18 protein-coding genes and 2 riboswitches are annotated in these 18,895 nt (G+C 47.1%); of the genes, 4 read left to right on the top strand and 14 right to left on the bottom strand.

Translation table 11 applies throughout. The features are described 5' to 3' along the window. The 11 genes from ribD to C7R93_RS00930 form a co-directional block, all read right to left on the bottom strand. Entirely contained in the window at positions 1-1,107 is a 1,107-nt protein-coding gene (ribD, locus tag C7R93_RS00880; protein WP_106837040.1) for a bifunctional diaminohydroxyphosphoribosylaminopyrimidine deaminase/5-amino-6-(5-phosphoribosylamino)uracil reductase RibD, read from the bottom strand. A gap of 134 nt (positions 1,108-1,241) precedes the next feature. After that, positions 1,242-1,386: riboswitch (FMN riboswitch) on the bottom strand. A gap of 113 nt (positions 1,387-1,499) precedes the next feature. Next, a riboswitch (FMN riboswitch) is annotated at positions 1,500-1,647 on the bottom strand. A 67-nt stretch (positions 1,648-1,714) separates the two neighbouring features. Continuing rightward, a complete protein-coding gene (locus tag C7R93_RS00885; RefSeq protein WP_106837041.1) occupies positions 1,715-2,383 on the bottom strand; it encodes an HAD family hydrolase in 669 nt (222 codons plus the stop codon). After that, positions 2,380-2,922, bottom strand: coding sequence for a YdbC family protein (locus C7R93_RS00890; protein WP_106837042.1), 543 nt, complete (start codon positions 2,920-2,922; stop codon positions 2,380-2,382). The genes C7R93_RS00885 and C7R93_RS00890 overlap by 4 nt, the downstream gene beginning before the upstream one ends. A gap of 145 nt (positions 2,923-3,067) precedes the next feature. Further along, complete coding sequence (locus C7R93_RS00895) at positions 3,068-3,838, bottom strand: hypothetical protein (protein WP_106837043.1); 771 nt, start codon at positions 3,836-3,838, stop codon at positions 3,068-3,070. Between the two features lie 513 nt (positions 3,839-4,351). Further along, a complete protein-coding gene (locus tag C7R93_RS00900; protein WP_106837044.1) occupies positions 4,352-5,284 on the bottom strand; it encodes a c-type cytochrome in 933 nt (310 codons plus the stop codon). A gap of 158 nt (positions 5,285-5,442) precedes the next feature. Further along, the gene (locus C7R93_RS00905) at positions 5,443-6,825 is read right to left on the bottom strand and encodes a sigma-54-dependent transcriptional regulator (protein ID WP_244191413.1); all 1,383 of its coding nucleotides are present in this window, start codon (positions 6,823-6,825) and stop codon (positions 5,443-5,445) included. Next, positions 6,812-9,016 (bottom strand): ATP-binding protein, encoded by a 2,205-nt coding sequence (locus C7R93_RS00910; RefSeq protein ID WP_106837045.1) that lies wholly within the window; start codon positions 9,014-9,016, stop codon positions 6,812-6,814. Before C7R93_RS00910 ends, C7R93_RS00905 begins: the two co-directional genes overlap by 14 nt. Next, a complete protein-coding gene (locus C7R93_RS00915; protein ID WP_106837046.1) occupies positions 9,013-10,008 on the bottom strand; it encodes an ABC transporter substrate-binding protein in 996 nt (331 codons plus the stop codon). The genes C7R93_RS00910 and C7R93_RS00915 overlap by 4 nt, the downstream gene beginning before the upstream one ends. 222 nt (positions 10,009-10,230) lie before the next feature. Next, positions 10,231-10,875 carry a hypothetical protein gene (locus tag C7R93_RS00920; RefSeq protein ID WP_106837047.1) on the bottom strand — a complete coding sequence of 215 codons (645 nt, stop codon included), beginning with the start codon at positions 10,873-10,875 and terminating at the stop codon, positions 10,231-10,233. 143 nt (positions 10,876-11,018) lie between these two features. Beyond that, positions 11,019-11,744, bottom strand: a complete 726-nt coding sequence (yunB, locus tag C7R93_RS00925; RefSeq protein ID WP_106837048.1) for a sporulation protein YunB — start codon at positions 11,742-11,744, stop codon at positions 11,019-11,021. A gap of 65 nt (positions 11,745-11,809) precedes the next feature. Continuing rightward, on the bottom strand, positions 11,810-12,985 hold the full coding sequence (locus C7R93_RS00930; RefSeq protein ID WP_106837049.1) for an MFS transporter: 1,176 nt from the start codon (positions 12,983-12,985) through the stop codon (positions 11,810-11,812). Between the two features lie 420 nt (positions 12,986-13,405). On the opposite strand from C7R93_RS00930, the gene C7R93_RS00935 reads away from it, so the two are divergent. After that, the gene (locus C7R93_RS00935) at positions 13,406-13,891 is read left to right on the top strand and encodes a cysteine dioxygenase (RefSeq protein WP_106837050.1); all 486 of its coding nucleotides are present in this window, start codon (positions 13,406-13,408) and stop codon (positions 13,889-13,891) included. 9 nt (positions 13,892-13,900) lie between these two features. On the opposite strand, the gene C7R93_RS00940 is transcribed toward C7R93_RS00935, so the two are convergent. Both C7R93_RS00940 and C7R93_RS00945 read right to left on the bottom strand, forming a co-directional pair. After that, positions 13,901-15,217 carry a globin-coupled sensor protein gene (locus C7R93_RS00940; RefSeq protein WP_106837051.1) on the bottom strand — a complete coding sequence of 439 codons (1,317 nt, stop codon included), beginning with the start codon at positions 15,215-15,217 and terminating at the stop codon, positions 13,901-13,903. A 124-nt stretch (positions 15,218-15,341) separates the two neighbouring features. Next, positions 15,342-16,139: a hypothetical protein gene (locus C7R93_RS00945; protein WP_106837052.1), complete on the bottom strand. Its 798-nt coding sequence runs from the start codon at positions 16,137-16,139 to the stop codon at positions 15,342-15,344. Positions 16,140-16,257: 118 nt separating this feature from the next. Between C7R93_RS00945 and C7R93_RS00950 the strand changes: the two genes are divergently transcribed. From C7R93_RS00950 to corA, 3 genes are read left to right on the top strand one after another with little or no spacing between them, the layout of a single operon-like run. After that, positions 16,258-16,671 carry an NAD-dependent epimerase/dehydratase family protein gene (locus tag C7R93_RS00950; RefSeq protein ID WP_106837053.1) on the top strand — a complete coding sequence of 138 codons (414 nt, stop codon included), beginning with the start codon at positions 16,258-16,260 and terminating at the stop codon, positions 16,669-16,671. A gap of 47 nt (positions 16,672-16,718) precedes the next feature. Further along, on the top strand, positions 16,719-16,895 hold the full coding sequence (locus C7R93_RS30000) for a hypothetical protein (RefSeq protein WP_158264001.1): 177 nt from the start codon (positions 16,719-16,721) through the stop codon (positions 16,893-16,895). Further along, positions 16,858-17,793 (top strand): magnesium/cobalt transporter CorA, encoded by a 936-nt coding sequence (gene corA, locus C7R93_RS00955; protein ID WP_106837054.1) that lies wholly within the window; start codon positions 16,858-16,860, stop codon positions 17,791-17,793. Before C7R93_RS30000 ends, corA begins: the two co-directional genes overlap by 38 nt. Here the strand turns inward: corA and C7R93_RS00960 are convergent, their stop codons facing one another. After that, entirely contained in the window at positions 17,794-18,888 is a 1,095-nt protein-coding gene (locus tag C7R93_RS00960) for an HD-GYP domain-containing protein (protein ID WP_106837055.1), read from the bottom strand. It abuts the gene before it with no gap. Between the last annotated feature and the right edge of the window lie 7 nt (positions 18,889-18,895).

Below are 18,895 nucleotides of genomic sequence, written 5' to 3' on the forward strand. Positions count from 1 at the left end.
CTACGTCTGATCCTCCCATTGGGGGTACCCGATGATTTGTACATCGCCTTTCCCGATTGGGGTGATCGTAACATTTGTCAGCTGTACCGCTTCTCCCATCGTCGCAAAGCCTTGACCACCGAATGGCGAGGGCGCGCCGCTTCCCCCGATCAGCTTTAGCGCGATATGGCTCACGACCTTTTGAATCGCTCTCGCCTGCAAAAATGAGCCGTTTACTTCCTGCCCGCCTTCCACAAGCAATGAGGTAATCCCCAGCTCTCCCAACGTATCCAGTACCTTTTCCACGCGAATTGGCGCTTCCGTTGTGATAACCTTTACTCCTCTTGCCACAAGCAGCTCCTGCTTTTCCCTCGGGGCTGCATCTGTCGTAAAAATCCATGTCTGCGCATCTGCATTCTGGACGACACGGGCATCCAGCGGCGTCCGCAGTTGGCTGTCCAAAATCACTCGAACTGGCTGGCGTCCAAAACGCTGCTCTTCTTGGCGCGCCGTTAGCAGTGGGTCATCAGCGCGAATCGTCCCAACCCCAACCAGGATCGCATCGTGCTGCCTGCGCAGTTCATGCACCTCTGTCCGTGCCTCAGCTCCGGTAATCCACCGACTATGTCCAGTGAACGAAGCGATTTTCCCGTCTACTGTACTGGCCGTCTTTACCGTTACAAATGGACGCCTTGTCTGGATGTAATGGAAAAAGACTTCATTGAGCGCCTTCGCTTCCTCTTCTCTCACACCCACTGACACTTCGATTCCCGCTGCCCGCAGCATCTCCATCCCTCGTCCTGCCACCAGTGGATTCGGATCGAGCGTCGCTACAACGACGCGTCGTACACCAACTGCAATCAACGCCTCTGCACACGGCGGTGTTTTCCCGTAGTGACTGCAAGGCGCAAGGGTCACGTACACGGTCGCACCCTGCGCTTTTTCCCCAGCCATCCGCAGGGCGTGCACCTCAGCATGGGGCTCTCCTGCACACAGATGCGCTCCCAGTCCAACGATGGCTCCATCCTTCACAATCACAGCTCCGACCATGGGATTCGGGCTGGTTTTACCTCGTGCCGATCGTGCCAGTTCCAGCGCCAGATCCATGTACTTGCTGTCCTGTTCCATACCGCACTCCTTTCTGTTCCAACATTCCAGCCAAGCACAACACAAAAAGCCCTTGAAACCTCATAGCGTTTCAGGGCATAGGGAAAGAAGCCTTGCCTCATCCGTTTTCTAAAAAAAACAAATGAAGAAAGCATAAAAATCTTCTTCCATCCGGACTGTACCGTCGGCTCTGGGCTCTCACCAGATCAGTCGCTTCCTACGTGGTCAGCGAGTCGCGGGCTCAGACGTCCGTACGTCATTACCGCCGGTCAGGAATTTCACCTTGCCCTGAAGATTGTCGCTATGAAGTTTTACGAAAAACAAAAACGCCCGTGAATCATATACTCAGGGCGTCGAGAAAGAAGCCTTACTTCAACCGTCTTTTCGAAAAAAACAGCGAAACAGGCCATTCCAAATACCTTCTCCCATCCGGACTGTACCGTCGGCCTTGGATTTGCACCAAGTCAGTCGCTATCAACTACTTCGATAGCGAGTCGCGGGCTCAGACGTGCGTTCGTCATTACCGCCGGTCGGGAATTGCACCCTACCCTGAAGGCTGGTATTCAGTTATGCAAAGTATAGCACATTTTTCGCTATTGTCTGTAATCATTTACTGGAGAAGTGCACTTTACCCTTGCTCGCACTCTTCGAGGACGACAAGGATTTCTTTTAAATCCCTTATGTAAGCCCTAGGCACTACGCCATTTCGCTTCATATCCAGCTCATTTCCTTGATACGCTATAAATGCAACTTGTCCGTCGCAGGCCGCCTTCCCATCGATCCAGGAATCCCCGATCATCGTCCATGCGGAAGCAGGCCAATCCGGCTTGCGATTGCGGATATAGTGAATGCCCGATGCAGATGGCTTCAAGGTTGTCATCTGCTCGCGGGCGACGATCTCATCAAAGTAGGATGCGATTCCCGTCTCGTTTAGCGCCTCCTCTGCGGCGGCGTAGGCATTGTTCGTCAGAATATAGAGCTGGTAGCTGCTCTTCAACTGCTCTAGCACTTCTACTGCATGATTCTCCAAAACAGCCCCGTGCATCCCTTCCTTCTCGATGGCGGTTACAGCATCCCACATCGTTTGCTCTAGCTCACTCGTCATTTTCGCTGATTGACGACCGATCTCAATGAGTTGGGATGCTGTATGATTCTGCCACTCGAGTGTCGGAGGAACGATCCCATTGTCCACCCACAATTGAAAAATGGCCCGTTTCATCTCGGCAAAGTTGATTCTGGATTGTAGCAAGGTATTATCCATATCGAAAATAATGCCTTTTTGAAAGGTTCTGCTCATTTTGCGCCTCCTTTTTTGACAACACGCCATGCTGGTTCAAGAATGACGGAATAATCTGGTGGTTGCTCATTCTCGTTGACTTGGCTACTATCCTTTTTCCACAGCGACGCGGACAAATACTCAATGCTGTTCTTTTGGCTTTGAGCAACGACTCCTCCCAGCATGGCCTCGGTCGCTGACATCCCGTCTTTGGCACAAACTACGCGAAGAATTTCCCCGTTCTCTAAAACATCTAGGATATTTCGTTCATCCATATCCACGATCTTTGAGAAAAGCTTTACCGATATGGCTTCATACGTTTGGCACTGCCCTGACTGATGAAAAATCGGATCGTGGTACTTCTCCATGAAGGCTTGATAGTGATGGATGTCCTCCCAAAAAGCAAGGATGCAGGCCTCCAAAGGCTGATCCTGATTCCATCCGCCTATTTGTCCAAGAAAGCCTTCTATTCCTTCTAACGGTCTCCATTTTTCCTGCGCGAGGGAAAACGTTTGTTTTTGACTCTCCGTTACTTTACACGTAATCCATTTGATCAACATATCCAAGCCTCCCTCCTACGATCATTTGCAAAAAAGAAAAACGACAGCTATACACTGTCGCTCTTCTCCAACCACTACGGATTATCCTGCTCATCGAACTTGGCACCTAACCTGCTGCTATAAATGTTCTACTAGATTGTTCCTTTTACTTCGGACTGGGGAAAGATGTAAAAGTAACACTAGGTAAAGAATTTGCTAAATCAATAAATTTTTGCTTGCTTACATTACCAGAAACAACAATAGTATTTTCGGTATCAAAGTAATACAGATAGCCATTTTTAAAATAATCCTTACCTATATAGGCTTCGTTTCCATTTTTTAATAAAATCTTTTCCCGATCAGAACTGGGCGTAAAAGGGAAACGGTTATACACGGTTATCGTAACGATCTCTGTTTCGTTTGCGAATACCCATATACTCGTTTCTTTATCTGGTAAACCCATTTTAGTTGCGTTGAACTTTTCGAAAGGTAATTGTAAACCCTCTTTATCGCCAAACTCCGTATTCCCCAGCAACCTAACCAGTCCATAAACTCCCCAACTAGCTGAGGGATTATGTTCATACAAAAAAACGGCAAAATTGTTTTTTCCCTCTGGAGAACGTATAGCCACTATACTCTTTTGTCCGAGGGACGTTTCGAAAATGACAGAATCCTTCTTAGGAAATTCTGTTGTTCCATCTTTAAATCCTACCTCGTATTGATGGACAACAGCTTCAGAAGGAGAAGAGACATTTTGAGGTGGATCAACAACCTTTACCCACTCCACTTCTTTTAATGCATGATCCTCCGGTTTAGGAGCTGCAGTATTATTAGGCAGCACTTTGTCGTTCTGATTGGTAAGTTCCGTTTCCTGGCACCCTAATAAGAGGCTACATACAGCTAGGAGCAATATAGGTATTAGGAGTTTATTTCTCATTCTCAACTCTTCTCCTTCTTAGCAGTTATTAGAATTTTTCTGTTCTTGCTAGTTTGGCTTTGTGTTTTGGACCTATTACCATGATTCTCTGTTTATCTTGAATTTTGCAAGTGGGGGTTACATAGTAATGATCTCCTTCCCAAGTCTCCGTATAAGCACCATAATCAATCCATCCCCACTCACCAGGGCCTACTGTAATGGTAGTTGACTCTTCTGTCGTCCATGTTATGGCTACCTCCTATTTCGAAGCCTGCTGTCGCTTCGATTACACCCCAATTCCATTTGCCTGATCCAGTAACTTTACCTGAAATCGTAGTGCTATTTTACAAACAATCCACAAAAATAGCGACAATTCTCACAATGTATTGTTAAGCACAAAAAAACAGAGGCTATCCCAAAAGTAGATATTTCTACTTGAGAACTGCCTCTGTTCTTTTCATCTACTGTTGCTTTCGTCAGCAAATTATGTGCAAACGAAAGGGACAGCCCCTTTTGGGGGTCAGCTACCGAGTCCTATTGTTTCTTCTTGGAGCTTTCTACTTCATACGGCACGTCCTTTGGAGCTCCTCCAGCTGGCCAGTCTTGTGCCTTTTTGGTAAAGTCCGGACGCGGCTTGGACAAAATATAGGCAGCAAGATCCGCTGCTTCTTGATCCGTTAACGACCCTTGCTTGATACCGCCCATTTCTCCCAAAGGCATATTGCGCTGAATGTAGCCAGCAGCTTTGGAAATTCGGGCCATACCTGCACCAATGTTGAAGGAGTTATCCCCCCATAGTGCTGGTCCAGAGTTTGGACCTGTTCCTGAGCCATCAGCTGCATGACACTGCAAACACGATTTTTGAAAGAGTGCTTCTCCATTTGCCACATTCGGTTGAGGTACGCTCTTCAAATCATTTTTCTCTATCCACGGGCGCTCTTTAATTCCTACTGGTACATCTGTCGAGATATACGTAAGATAGGCAACCATCGCTCTCATTTCATCGCTGTTGTAAGGCAATGGCTTTCCGTTCATACTTCGTTGAAAGCAACCATTAATGCGATCCTCAATGGTAAGCACTTTGCCAGACCTTGCAATGTACTGGGGATAGACTGCTGTGACACCCGTTAAAGGGGAGGTAGCATCCATTCCGGCATTACCGTGACAGCTGGAGCAGGAGAGCTTATTCCCTGTGTATTCAGGGATCGCAGTGCTTGTTTCATTCATTAACTTGTGTCCATACTTAATCGATTCTCCCAATGGCCCCTCTGGCACTTTGTCCAGACTAGGCGGGGTGTAGGTATCTAGATTGATAGCTCCAGTTGCCGCACTCGCTGTTTTATCATTAGCCTCTCTCCCAGTTGAGGTGGGTTGCGCGGTCGGCTGGGTTGCGCAGCCTGCAAAGACCAGTATCGCCATTACTACCATGGACAGCTTCTTCCAGGCTGTCTTCTCTTTTTTGATCATATGTCTCACTCCTCCATGTTGGTCGTGCATTCACTACATGAGAGTAGCAAGAGGCGTGCCATACCATAGAAGCAGGAAAATGAACGACTTGGCGCTTCCTGGCAGCAAGAAAAAGAAAAGACCATGCCAAAATGTCATGGTCCATACGCGCCAAAATGTCACGGTCGCAGCTTGTACTCTTCGATTTTTCGATATAGATTACGTACGCTGATCCCCAGCTTCTCAGCTGTCTTGGTCTTGTTCCATTGCAGCACGTGCAGCACATGCTTGATATGTTCTCGCTCTACATTTTTCAGTAAAAATTCCTCTTCCTCCCCAGTGTCTGCTGATGAAATGAGCTTCCTGTCCGACGGGATGTGAGGTACTGGCTGTTCGTGAGGAAAGAGATCCTTGTCGTCAATTTCCTCTCCTTTTGCCAAAACGACAGCACGTTCGATCATATGAGCCAACTCCCGAACATTGCCGGGGAATGAGTAGGCGCAAAGGGCTGCTTGCGCTTTCACAGAAAGCGGTTTGACTGGATACTTGCGCTTGAGTCGATTCAAAAAGAACGCCGACAGCGGTAAAATGTCCTCTTTTCTCCGGGTGAGAGGTGGAATCGTTATATCCATGACATGCAGCCGGAAATAAAGATCGGATCGAAACGTTCCTTCCTCCACTTTCTTCTCCAGATCGGCATTGGTAGCAGCAATGATACGGACATCCACCTTGTGCAGAATCGGGCTCCCTATTCGGCGAAATTCGCCGGTCTCCAGAAAACGGAGCAGCTTGACCTGCAAAGGAAACGGCAAGTCCCCTACTTCATCCAAAAATAGCGTCCCTAGATGGGCAAGCTCTACCAGTCCCTTTTTCTGAGCAGTTGCGCCTGTAAAAGCTCCCTTTTCGTGCCCGAACAGTTCGCTTTCCAGCATCGTTTCAGGTATTGCACCCAGATTGATCGGTACGAATGCTTCTGTGGCTCGCTCACTACATTCATAAATGAGTCGCGCGATGACATCCTTCCCTGTCCCACTTTCCCCTTTCAAGAGAACGAGAAAATCCGTACTGGCTACCCGCTTGGCAGTTGCCAGGACCTCTTTTACCTTCGGACTTTCCGCAACGATTTGAAACGTCGTTTTCCCGTTTGTCGATAGAGCTTCTCTCAACTGTTGGTTTTCCTCGGTCAACTGCTGTTTTTCCACGGCCTTGGAAATCAAAGCCTCCAATTCATTAAGATTGTAAGGTTTTGTCAAATAATCATAAGCGCCGCGTTTCATCGCTTCAATTGCTGTTTCGATTGTTCCGTGTCCCGTCACAACAATGATTTGAATGGCAGGAGAGGTTTCCTTGCACCATTGCAGAAAGGAGAGACCGTCCATCCCGGGCATTCTCAAATCAAGCAGAATGACGTGAATGGTTTCGCTCGTGACTAGCATCTGTGCGGTGATTCCGTCAGGTGCTTCCAACGTGGTATATCCCTTTCTCTGTAAGCGACTCGTTAATAGATGGCGGAAATCTGCTTCGTCATCAACGATGAGTATATGAATGTCATCGTGCTTCACCGTTCATTTCCCCCTTTGCCAACGGCAGAATGACTGTAACCGTTGTGCCTTTGTTTGGCGTACTTTCGATATGGATTTCTCCGCCTAAATTCGTAACAATCCCGTAGCAGACTGACAACCCAAGACCCGTCCCTTTTCCAGGAGGCTTGGTTGTATAAAAGGGCTCCAACACATGTGGCAAATCTGCTGCAGGTATTCCGCATCCATCATCTCTAATCCAAAGACAGATTCTATCATTCGATGGAGAATCAGTCGCGATCTCAATATTTCCTCGCTCCTGGGTCGCGTACAGCGCATTGGTTAACAAATTGAGCAAGATCTGCTGAAGTTGTCCAGGCGTAGCCAGAAGAAACGGAACAGAGGCCAACAGGGACTGCTTCACCGTTACCTGTTTTACACGTATTTCATGAGACAGAAGAATGAGAGTGTCTGAAAGTACTTGATGAATATTTACTTTTTCTACGGTAAGTGGTGATTTCCGCGAAAAGTGCAGCAATCCGGTCGTGATTTCCTTGCAGCGGTGAATTTGTTTGTCCATCGTGTCCAAGTACTGAGTAAGCTCCCCTGCGTCCTGTAAATCCCGAATATCCTCGTCCACTAGACGGTCTCGCAAGTCTTGTCCATACAACGACAGAATGCCTAATGGATTGTTGATTTCATGGGCGATGCCCGACGCCAAGAGTCCAATGGCAGCGAGCTTGTCTGCCTGTGCGATTGCGGCTTCCAGCTCTCGTTTCTCCGTGATGTCCTCGATGACCTCCAGAAAAGCAGACGACTCTTTCTCCGGATGCAGAGGGAAAACCTGATGTCGATAAAATCGGACACGTCCATTCTGATCGACTCTGGAGGAAATAAGGTCGGTCTGCTTTTTGTTCACCATTTGTCGCGTTCGGAGCATGCAACTGCTGCATGAGCTGAATTGCTGCCCCATCGTCTGATGGCAGTCTCTCCCCAGGAGATTAGACGCATCCTGGAACCACGCTGACGCCGTCTGGTTAATCCAGCGAATGCGAAAGGATTCATCTACGAGAATCAACCCCATCCCCATGCCACTGACGACGAGATCAAGCCGTTTTTTTTCTTCGAGAAGCTGATTGGTCTTCATCTCCAGACTTTGTGCCATGTCATTACAGGACGCTGCTAACCTGCCAATTTCATCTGTGGTCGTCACTGGTATTCGTACGGACAAGTCGCCACCTGCGATTTTTTGCACAGCGGATTCAATCTTTTCCATTAACCGACTAAACGAGACAGAAAACACAATGCTAATTCCCAAAACGATAAGTGCGATGAATAAAGTCGTAAGCAGCAGAGATTGCTCCAATTTTGAAAAGGCAGCAAACGCCGTTTGGCTCGACTGTTCCAGCATTATGACCCAATGTGTAACAGGAGAGCGCATGGCATAGTTGACCATGACATCTCCATTTGAAGCTTGATACGTGCGGATAACAGGCTTGTCTGTTCGCTCTGGTAGTGTCCAGGGGGGTGGAACCTCTTGTTCATAATAGGTCAAAGAGCCATCAGAAGGCTTGCCCAGCATAAACGGATCGGCAAACCTATCGCTTATACCATCCGTGACAAACAAATAGGCCTCGTTTTCGTATCGAGCTCGCAGTGTCACTTGTTCGAGTAACTGTTTTACATTGAGCTTGGCGTACATGCCACCTTTTACACCTTTGGCAGATACATGAGGGATCGCGACCGTTACCAGCAGCTTACCTTCCAATGATCGGACAATGCTTCCGATGTATGGTTTTCCCGACTGGATAGTGGGAAGAAGTTGGTTCTCCCGCTCCCTCGGTGTGTCCTGCCTTTGGTGTTTCCAGCGATTCAGCAAATACTGCGGCTCTCCATCCTGATTAAAAAGCGCGACTTCCTCCATGTAAGGCGAGGTTTTCAATAACGTATTCATCAAGAAATAAGCATCCTCATCACTAGGGCGCTCATTGAGAAAACGCTGCTGAACGACTTGCATGGATTGGGAAGTATGTAAAAAAAGCATCTCTAACTGCGCCAACGTATTTTCCACGTAGATCTGATTGGCTCTGTCTACCTCTTCTCGAACCTTTTCTTTACTGGTATGCAAATTGATATAACCCAGAATCAGAAAAGGGATGATGGACATGCATAGCCCAAATAGGAGCATTTTTGTCTTGAGTCGATTGATGCGCGGTATGATGCTCCTCCTCATTTGTTCTTCACTCCATACCATTCTTGTGCCAGTGACCATTGTTGGTCTGTTACGGTAATCGGAAGCTTGGACAGGGAAGAAGCATTGACAGCTAACCGCACGTCATCCGGCCATTCGATTGACAGAGTTGTAGGAGGAACTCCATCCAACACCCGAGCCACCATATGAGCAGCCTGCATGCCTTGAGCATGAAAGGAAACGCCGTAAGCGGCATACAAACCTGCTTTCACCTGCTCGGGGTAAGAACCCATGACAAACAATTGCTTCTCGATCAAAAGAGGCATGCAATCGGTAATCGCGTCTTCCAGAACATAGCTGGGTAAAGGAAGCATGGCGTCGTATTCTCCTGGAGAGAGCTCACTGAGCAACTGCTCTAAGTCTCTAGGGGAAGAAACCTGCTTCACCTGCAAGCGAATTCCCAGCAAGGCAGCAGCTGAGCCCGCTTCTACGATGGCTTGCTCCGTCGTAGGAGCATGAGAATCGGCAATGATCAGAATGCGCTTGGCATCAGGCAATAACCGAGTTGTCAGCTCCAATCTTTTCCCAATTACATTCATTTGGCCATTGCTGATTCCACACGTAACCGTTCCCTCGGTCTCAACAAGTGGTAGTTCTACCAGTGAGGCGACACCAATAAAAACAATGGGAACCGTCGTTGTCGCCTTTTGAGTCAAAAAGGTCTCGTGCGCCCCTGTCGTTACGATTACATCTGGCTTTTTTGAAATCAATTCTTGGACAAGGGAGTGCTCCTCTTCAAGAGTCTGAACCGCATTCAGATAAACTGGCACATACTGAACTCGTGCTCCTTCACCGAGACCTAACGATTGTAATCCCGCCTTTAATCCCGCTACTTTATCTTTTCTATCCTCATTGGCAATCACCATTCCGATCGTGTAAAGATCGACGTCCTGTTTTTGCTGACTACTGGACCAATCGAGCAGAGTTCCTGCCACTACCAAGATGAGAAAGAGGATTTTCCCTTTTTTCTTCATAGCTATCACATCCAACTTTCATCATAGCGGCAAATGATAACAGAGAATGTGAATATTTTACAAACCTTAGTCAATGAATGCTGATAAGCCCAAATAATATGTTTTTCATATTAACTATGATAATTTTATATATTATTCATATTTATCATGTTCCTTCACGATAAAAAGCGACAGCAGTGCGCTGTCGCTTTCTATTCAGTAATATTATTTGCTCTAAAATGATCAATCAGTTAATGAGCGCAAATATATTCCCTCAGTAGTACAAATCCTTTGGAGTAGCTCCGTGTATTTATCATCATCAGAATACAAAGGTAACGTAAAATCAAAATTTGACCATACACAAATCTTCATATCTTCAAATATAAACACGGTAGAGACTTTCTCACGAAGCCCTAATTCAAGGAATAATTCAAAATCATGTAGATTAATTATTCTCATGCTCTTACTACCAGATGCTTTCAATTGTGAATAAATTTCTTTAACCCTTATTTTTTTACTCTCACTATCTAGAGCATCTGCTGCCATTTCCACGTTTACATTAGGTAATGATGTTTCAATCCAAACTGAATTGTACGCCCAAAGTTTACGGAATACCTGTTTAAATTTCTCTTCTTCTCTTAGATAGGATTGAATTAGGGTAGGATTATCATCTGTCATATCAAAAAAGATATTTACCTGTTCAAAAACAGTTTGATTTTTTATTTGCAAAGGGAATCTATCCAGATTAAAACTTTTTTGCGGGAAACGTTCCGCCACAAAATGACTATGTTCTAAGAGAGCCGTATCACACTCTATATCTTGTTCCATATCCTCTGAAGGAGACCATTTCTTTCCCCATATACCCTCAACTATCTTAGTGATATTCATCAAATTTCCTCCTCAAGCTTATGAGACTTATTACCCCTATCTTTTTGAATACTCCAACCGGTCAGATTAGTGTTGACAATCCATGCTGGGTGCACACAAAAAAAAGCGACAGCATCGCGCTGCCGCTTTTTCCTATTCAGCGATTAAGGAGTGCTGGTCGGTGTATCCCCAGGGGCACGCGGCACATCCGGCTTGCCTTCCGGGTTGTTGTACAAATACTGCGGCACATCGCCAATGATCAAGGAATGAGTGATCGGAATTTTCGTCGTGACCGTCTGCTCCTCAGTCGCAAAAGGGATGACGATGCGCAAATCGACCTCTACGAAAATATAAACTGTCGCCAGCACCATATTGATGCCTGCTTCCTTCAGCTCTGTCTCCAGCTTGGTCTTGACCGAGCCAATGGGCACGAAGGTCACAGGCAAATTCGGCCCCATCGATGCCAAAAAGGAATTCCCGGTAGCCAGACCAAGCGGGATCGTGCGGTCTACTTTTTCTTGCTCGAATTCTTGGAGCTTGTTCTGGACTCTCGCTGTTGTTTCGCCCACGATTCTTGCATATTCCTTGAAGTTGAACTGATACGCCTGAATCTGCCCCTCGTTGTTCTTCTCGATTTTGACAATCTGGTTAAAGTCGACGCCTTGCTGCGAAATCCGCTTGGTTACGGCATCGGTTATCGCTTCTTTCGCTAACTGTTCGGTTTTTTGCGTCGCCAGGATCAAGAGAGTAGGCTCCAATCGATTTTGCAAAAATACAAGTGTCTGTATCGTCAAAACAAAAAAGATAACCAACGCGATCAAAAACGCTTTCGTACGTGAAAGCGGGTTTCTCCAACGCCGACGGGGTCGAAATACGGCCAATCCCGACACCTCCCAACTGGTACATCCTATGGTTAGAAGGTGGAAAAAAGACTACGTGTATCGGGAGGCAGATTCTATTTTTTGGGAGAAAAAACAAGGTACAAGCCAAATCCAATCAGCCCTGCGACAAACATCAGTTGGGCAAAAACCAGCATCCCAAATAAAGTGATCGCACCCGCCATGAATGGAGCCATGAGAAAACCAACGAAGTACCCGCTTCTACTCAAAAGCCCCTGTACCCCCATCACCTTGCCGCGCAGCTCATTTTGGGCTTGTTGCAAGAGTGTGCTTTCATAAACCTGTGCTGCCCCAGTAAAAAGACCCGCGAAAATCAAGAGCAAAAGCACAAGCACAGCATGGTTTGCCGCGAATGCCCCTACAATCCCCACGGAAAAAACAGCATAAGCGACGAGCATTCCATTCACCAGCTTCACTCGCAAACGAGCGGCCACATAGGACCCAATCAAACCTCCGACACTCATCGCCGTCCACATCAATCCGTGCAAGGTAGCGTCACTACCACGCAACTGATCCGCCAAAAAAGGCAACCCGTAATTATACGCAGACGTGCTGAGCGATACGAGAAAAGCTAACAGGCTAATCGTCAGAAGCACGGGTGTATCCCGCAAGTAACGAAGGGTGGCACGAAAGCCGCTCGCTGCTTTTTCCCTGATATCCGCGTCAGATGACGTAGCAAGCGCAGTGTTCCCCTTCTCCTCCCACCGAAGTCTCGTCAGAATCCACGCTGAGAAAAGAAAACTGGCGGCATCCAGGGCAATTACAATCGTATACCCATAGCAATCTGTCAGCCATCCTCCCAGCATGAAGCCAATGATGCCTACCAATGACTCCAGCCTGACCTTTCGACCGTTGACCTGAACTAGTTGCTCACTCCCAAATATGTGTGGCATGGATGCCTGAAAGCTAATATGAAACAGCGTATACAGCATTCCATTGAGAAAAGCCGCTGCGATTAATACATGCGGAGTCGGATAAAAAACGATGGCCAGAATAGCAAAGCCGGCCCCCAAGTCGCTTGCGATCATGGTACGCCTTCTGTCCATTCGATCAGCCAACATGCCTGCGAGAGGACTAAATAGCATTCCACCTAGTTGTCGTGCAACGAAAAAAGCGGTCATCCAAAAAGCACTATGTTCAAATGTAAAAATCAACGCGCTACACGCGATCAAATTCATCCGCGATCCCAAGGATGACAACGCATTGACATACAAATACCATTTCTTATTCACCTACATCCAAACCTCCCCGATCATGACAGGTGGTTTGAATCAACGCCCCCCTCTAGTGGGTGCGTACACTGATTATGGCAGTTGACATGCGCATGCCTCCTCTTGAATGGAAATCAGAAAAAGCCTATGTTTCGCAAAACATTCTGAAGGGGGACGCTTCCCCAAATCGTCCTGTTCGGCATTGGTTGCCGTACTTCCATAATAGGTCGTGAGTCAGCGAATTGTCGACATTTCATACTTTCCGATCGTACAAAAAAGGACGCTCTTTTTGCAAAAGCGCCCCAAAATACGAGTAATCCTGTTGATTTACAATGTAATAATAATGGTAAATAATTTCCTTTTAGACAAGCTCAGTCTATCACTAGTCTTGAAATTTGATCATATGGTGTAAGAGTATGACTATCGTTTGGGAGGTTATTTATGAATCTGGAACGTCTGGAACAAGTATTTGGCTCCCTTGTTTCGCCTACTCCTGCCCAGCTTAGACACGCTCTCGTCTCCCTGTCTCCCTGCATGGAACAACTCGGTCCATACATCCCGGAGCCGCTAGATCTACCCTATGGACGCAAGGTTTTATTCTCCACCCCACATGTAGAGGTTGTCTTGATCCATCTGCCGACAGATCAGGAATCCATTCCGCATAATCACGGTGACTCTTTTGGATGGGAATGGGTCGTCTCAGGCACGTTAACGAATATGATTTATGTCCAAACGAATAATGAAAATGAAGTACAACGAGCACAAACAACTCATGTCAGCACGGATGAATGCTATTTTGTAGAGTCTGGGGAAATTCACGCCATTCGCAACAATGGACAAAGTCCCGTTATATCCGTAAACGTTTACAGTCCTCCGTTGCGTAATTGCCGCCAATATGGTCTCTTTCAACCGAATCCTTCATACTGATTTTGTTTTTTACAGGTTTTCTGTTATTTCCGATAGCTCATCCGCAGAGCTGGCTACTTGTGCCACCGCTTGGTTCATATCCTCCATGACTTTGAAGAAGTTTTCCAGCTCCCGCTGAATCCGTGAGCTCTGTTCTTTACTGTCTGAGACAGCGCTCATGATACCTTCAAAAAAGGCATTCGTCTCGTTTACTACCACAGTGCTTGATTGGACCAGCGCCTGAATTTCTACAACGACAGATGAGAGGACCACTGTCTGTTGGTTCGTCTTCTCGATCAGCTCACGCACACCGAAAACCGACTTTTTGGTCTGTTCTGCCAGCTTGCGGACCTCATCGGCTACCACGGCAAATCCGCGTCCTTGTTCGCCAGCACGCGCTGCTTCAATCGCGGCATTTAACGCCAAGAGATTCGTCTGCTCAGCAATTGCCGTTACGACCTCTACAATTCCTTGGATTTTTTCTGCGTTTTCCTCCATCGCGTTCATTTCTTCCGCGATTTGCTTGACGCTGCTCTGAATCAAGCTCATCTGTTCCTGTTGTTTTTCCAGCTTATTTTTACCTTCACAGGACAGGTCTTGTGCTTTCGTGGAAAAGCCCGTGCCATTTTCAGCAAAACGAAGCACTTCTCTCGATTGTTCTGTCAATTGCACAACCGACGCGCTGTTTTCTTCAGAGACCGCTGCCAGCTCATGCGCAGAATTGGTTAGGAGGATTCGCAGCTCGTCCTTTTTGTCTTGTTCCGCTTGCCGCGCCTTTTCATGCTCGTTTTCATATTCCTCCAGCACAATTTGCTGTTCGATGCTGAGAATCTTCGTGACGGCCGTGAGGGCTTGGACGAACTCGTCCTTGTCCGCGATGTTTTTTTGCAAGAGATCAATCAAGGAAACCAGCATGTTTTGGAATGCACTCAAGTACCATTTTGGTTCCAAGCCTATTCGCATATGAATAACCGCAATTCTACTGCGCTGTTCAATGTAAGCGCTGTCGATGCGACCGCTAAACATTTCGGAGATATGACGGTTCAACGTTAATTTCAACCGCTCAATTGTGCTGTTTTGGTTTACAATCTTCATTAAAAGCGGTTCGTTTTCAATACTGGCATAAAAATAGTCAACAATAGCGTCAATATTTTGAATGATAAGTGGCTGAAGTGCTTTCACAATGGTCAATTCTTCTTCAGTCAGATTGATCAATGCTAGTTGCTTCGCGAGGGTGCTCTTCCCTACAATTTGCACTTCCCCCTTTTCCTTCACCCCCTGAAAAAAAGATTCACTTTTTCCTTTCCTTTTCAATCCAAAAAAGGTGGAAAACGGACATGTGCTCATAGCCTGAACTCCTTTTATCCGAGTACATATAACTCTGGAATATCCTTTCAATTATATACCCCTTTGCAAACGGGTGTAAACCGCCCACCTTGTCCATGGGCGGTTGTATGAGCCTAGCTAACGCCTACATTTCCGCTTTCCTCACGACTGCCCGTTGCAGCTTCCAGCTCGTCTTGTCCCACTTCCAGTACGACTCCACATATGCAATCGTATCGGCATTAGCAACACCACTGACTCTCTGTTCCCCTTTTAACTCACAGATACCATCACGGTTCTCATCAATGGGCATAAGTACGCTGAACGTATTAGGCATGACTTCTACTGGGGAAACCAGCTTCCCGTTCTTGTATACCCCATTTTCTTCATAGATTTTTTTGCGATCAGACAAATCGAGAACGACAGTTTCCCCCGTCTCCTTGATCGTCAAGGGTACTTTGTAATGGTCCTGATAGGAGCCCGAAATCGTCAAGGGCTGCGGAACAGGTAGGATCGCAGGCTTGTTGTCCTTGTCTGCGAACAAATAAAACTCAGAGGTCCCTCCACTGCCCCCAGACGGCGCCTGAAGCAAAATTTGCTGCACACCCCCTCCGGTAAAATCACAAAAGAACATCTCCGGCTGATAAGCGCCATACGGTGTTGTAAAAAAGGTTGTTTTTTTCGCAACTGGGTCTTGAACCATGATTTTTACATGTTCGAAGTAAGGACTGTCTGCCGCAAATCGCTTTCCTAGCAACGTAACGAAATCCGGCCGACCATCGCCCGTCACATCCTCCCGTTTGATCTGGATTTGTTCGAACACAGTCGGAGGAGGCTGTACCTCTCTCGCCTCCAATGCCAGCGCTGCTTGTCCCGCATCCGATCCGATCCCCGTCAACATCCATACGATACAGCCAATCATACCTACCCTCTTGCTTATCCACATGTCGATACATCCACCTTTTCCTCTGTTCAGCTTATCTGTAGTATGCAAAAAATGGCTTTGGTCAAACCGTTCTAAACGGTAAAATAAGAGGGAGGGATCGTAGAAAGTGAGGAACACTATGGCAATGAAACGTGCGGTATTATTTGGAGCGACCGGACTCGTCGGCCGCGCATTGCTGCAGCATCTCTTGGAAGACGAAGCCTATGAAAAAGTCGTCGCTGTCGTTCGCAACGAGCTCTCCTTCACACACGAAGCGTTTCGCAAAGTGGATTATCAGTACCCGCTCGAAATTGCTCGTTTGGCAAAAGAAGAAGGAGCCAGCCAGTTTCTCATCATTACAGCAATCGGTGCAAAGCTCTCCCAATCACTCTCATTTCTCTGGGTCGGACCGTTACGTGCCTATCAGCCTGTCACCGCAACAGATGTCGCGGGAGCCATGCGTTACATCGCCTCTCGTGGACTTGCAGGTGCACATGAGTACGAATCAAGGGAATTACCACAGCTAGCCGCAGCGGGAAAAAGGACGAGTTGACGCTCATACGTATAGGATGAAGACTTTCATCGAGGAGGCGAACTTGCATGACGACTCCCAAGCAACAGCGTGCATCACAGGCTCCGCCCAGCCGCCGAGCACTTCGCTCTGCTTATGAACTGATCCTCACCCAAATCTGGCCCCGTCTACCCGCCGCAACCGAATCTACTTGCAGGAGAATCGATCATGAAGATCAGACTCGTACAAAACGGAATCATCACTGAAATAGAAGACATCGAAGAGGCTGCTACTCCACCTGTGAACGGGTTTTACTGGATTCATGCCGCGCCATTCAATTTGGATATTTTACAGCCGCTGTTCGGACTGCATTATCTGGCTGTCGAGGACTGTATCGACGAGGAAGAACAGCGGCCCAAGCTCCAACATTACGATGATCATTACTTTATGGTCATCAACGGCATTACCTTCCACAATCACGATATCTTCCTGCGCGAGATTAATATTTTTTTGGGCAGCAGCACCATCATCACCGTAACGAAGCAGGAGGCACCCGAATTCACTACCATGCTGTCGATCATCCGGGAAAAAGAAGTCAATCGCCCCGATGCATTTCTGTACTACCTGGTAGATCAAATTGTCGATCGTTATTTTGATGTGACCGAAAAAATTGAAGACCTGCTTGAAAATCTGGAAGAACAAATTTTGATGCATACGAAAAAATCCCATCTGGATCAGATTATCGGGCTACGCAGTGAAATCTTGTACGCCCGTAAAATGCTCGTTCCCCAGCGGGATTTGATTGACGCCCTACATAAAAAAGAACTCCCGCTGATTCAACCTTATCTGCGGAAGTACTTTGGCGATATTGTAGAGGATGCCAGTAAAATTGTAGAAAGCTTTGAAGCGTTTCGCGACCTTATCGGAAACTTGCGCGAAGCGTATCAAGCGGCGCTTGCAGGCAGAGCCAACGATATTATGCGTGTCTTTACCGCCTTGACGACGATTTTTATGCCGTTGACGATTGTGACGGGCATTTACGGGATGAACTTTGATTTAATGCCTGAGCTGCATTCACCCTACGGCTACTACATCGTGCTGGGATGTATGGCTGTCATCGGCACGACGATGTTTCTTATTTTCAAAAAGAAGGACTGGCTCTGATTATACCAAGTCGCCACAGGCGATGATCATGAGTGTCAGCATTTTGGACAAGTCACACTCATAGGGATGCTCGATATCCCGACCTTCCTCATCCACCAGGACTCTGATGATCGGACGGCTCGGCATACCTTTGTTCGAGTCGACGACGACACCAGACAGACCATTGTTCAGGGTGACGGTCAGACCAACAGGATAGAGTGCAATCGTATTTCGCAAAGCCTCTACATACACATGGTCAAACAGTTTGCCTGAGCCGGAATAGAGCACTTCCATCGCTTCATGAGGAAGCATTCCGCGACGATATACCCGATGTGACGTCAGGGCATCGAATACATCTGCCACTGCCATCAAGCGACCAAACGGATGAATCTCTTCTTTTTTCAGGTGCCGCGGATAACCGGAGCCATCCCAGCGCTCGTGATGCTGAAACGCGCAGTGGGCCGCAAGCAACGGAATGTCATCTTGCCGACGCAGCATTTCAAAACCGATCTCCGTATGTCTTTTCATGATTTCAAATTCTTCTTGCGTAAGGCGGCCCGGCTTTTGCAAAATGTTGTCTGGGATATGCACTTTTCCTATGTCATGGAGCATACCGCCAATACTAATTTCCAACACATCTTTCTCGGAACAGCCGGTATTTATAGCGAGTGCTGTACTATACAAGGCAACATTAAATGAGTGCGTGAATATGTAATTGTCGAAGGCGCAAGCATCTGCCAATAAATTCATGGCTGAATCACTGTTGTTCAATTCATCCGCTACGGTTTGCATGACATCCCGCAGCTTGCGTCCCAAACCCTTGTCCGAAAAAAGCTGCTGCCATTTATCCGGAACTTGATGAACGGTTCGGAATGTATCGTGAATCATGGACATTGCTTGCCTGCGAGTATTTTCGGAAATGACTGTCTCCACGATGATATCATCCGTGCGCTTGTCTTGGATGTAGAGACTGTTCACGTTTTTGTTTTTGAGTCGAGTTATCATTCGTTGGGTTAGTTCTACTCCGGCCCCAACGAGAACCGTTCCATTCTCTGTAAAGATGGAACGAGCCAGTTTATCGCCCGGCTGACATTTTTGAATGGATTTCAGTCGCATTTCCTTT

This window comes from Brevibacillus fortis (assembly GCF_003013395.1).
Taxonomy (GTDB): domain Bacteria; phylum Bacillota; class Bacilli; order Brevibacillales; family Brevibacillaceae; genus Brevibacillus; species Brevibacillus fortis.

Bases quoted from the DNA above. Each gene is read 5' to 3' on its own strand.
- ribD (WP_106837040.1), bottom strand. From the start codon at position 1,107: ATGGAACAGGACAGCAAGTACATGGATCTGGCGCTGGAACTGGCACGA.
- C7R93_RS00895 (WP_106837043.1), bottom strand. From the start codon at position 3,838: ATGAGAAATAAACTCCTAATACCTATATTGCTCCTAGCTGTATGTAGC.
- C7R93_RS00935 (WP_106837050.1), top strand. From the start codon at position 13,406: ATGAATCTGGAACGTCTGGAACAAGTATTTGGCTCCCTTGTTTCGCCT.
- C7R93_RS00960 (WP_106837055.1), bottom strand. From the start codon at position 18,888: ATGCGACTGAAATCCATTCAAAAATGTCAGCCGGGCGATAAACTGGCT.
- C7R93_RS00950 (WP_106837053.1), top strand. From the start codon at position 16,258: ATGGCAATGAAACGTGCGGTATTATTTGGAGCGACCGGACTCGTCGGC.
- C7R93_RS00920 (WP_106837047.1), bottom strand. From the start codon at position 10,875: ATGAATATCACTAAGATAGTTGAGGGTATATGGGGAAAGAAATGGTCT.
- C7R93_RS00885 (WP_106837041.1), bottom strand. From the start codon at position 2,383: ATGAGCAGAACCTTTCAAAAAGGCATTATTTTCGATATGGATAATACC.
- C7R93_RS00940 (WP_106837051.1), bottom strand. From the start codon at position 15,217: ATGAGCACATGTCCGTTTTCCACCTTTTTTGGATTGAAAAGGAAAGGA.
- C7R93_RS00915 (WP_106837046.1), bottom strand. From the start codon at position 10,008: ATGAAGAAAAAAGGGAAAATCCTCTTTCTCATCTTGGTAGTGGCAGGA.
- C7R93_RS00945 (WP_106837052.1), bottom strand. From the start codon at position 16,139: ATGTGGATAAGCAAGAGGGTAGGTATGATTGGCTGTATCGTATGGATG.
- corA (WP_106837054.1), top strand. From the start codon at position 16,858: ATGAAGATCAGACTCGTACAAAACGGAATCATCACTGAAATAGAAGAC.
- C7R93_RS00900 (WP_106837044.1), bottom strand. From the start codon at position 5,284: ATGATCAAAAAAGAGAAGACAGCCTGGAAGAAGCTGTCCATGGTAGTA.
- C7R93_RS30000 (WP_158264001.1), top strand. From the start codon at position 16,719: ATGACGACTCCCAAGCAACAGCGTGCATCACAGGCTCCGCCCAGCCGC.
- C7R93_RS00910 (WP_106837045.1), bottom strand. From the start codon at position 9,016: ATGAGGAGGAGCATCATACCGCGCATCAATCGACTCAAGACAAAAATG.
- C7R93_RS00890 (WP_106837042.1), bottom strand. From the start codon at position 2,922: ATGTTGATCAAATGGATTACGTGTAAAGTAACGGAGAGTCAAAAACAA.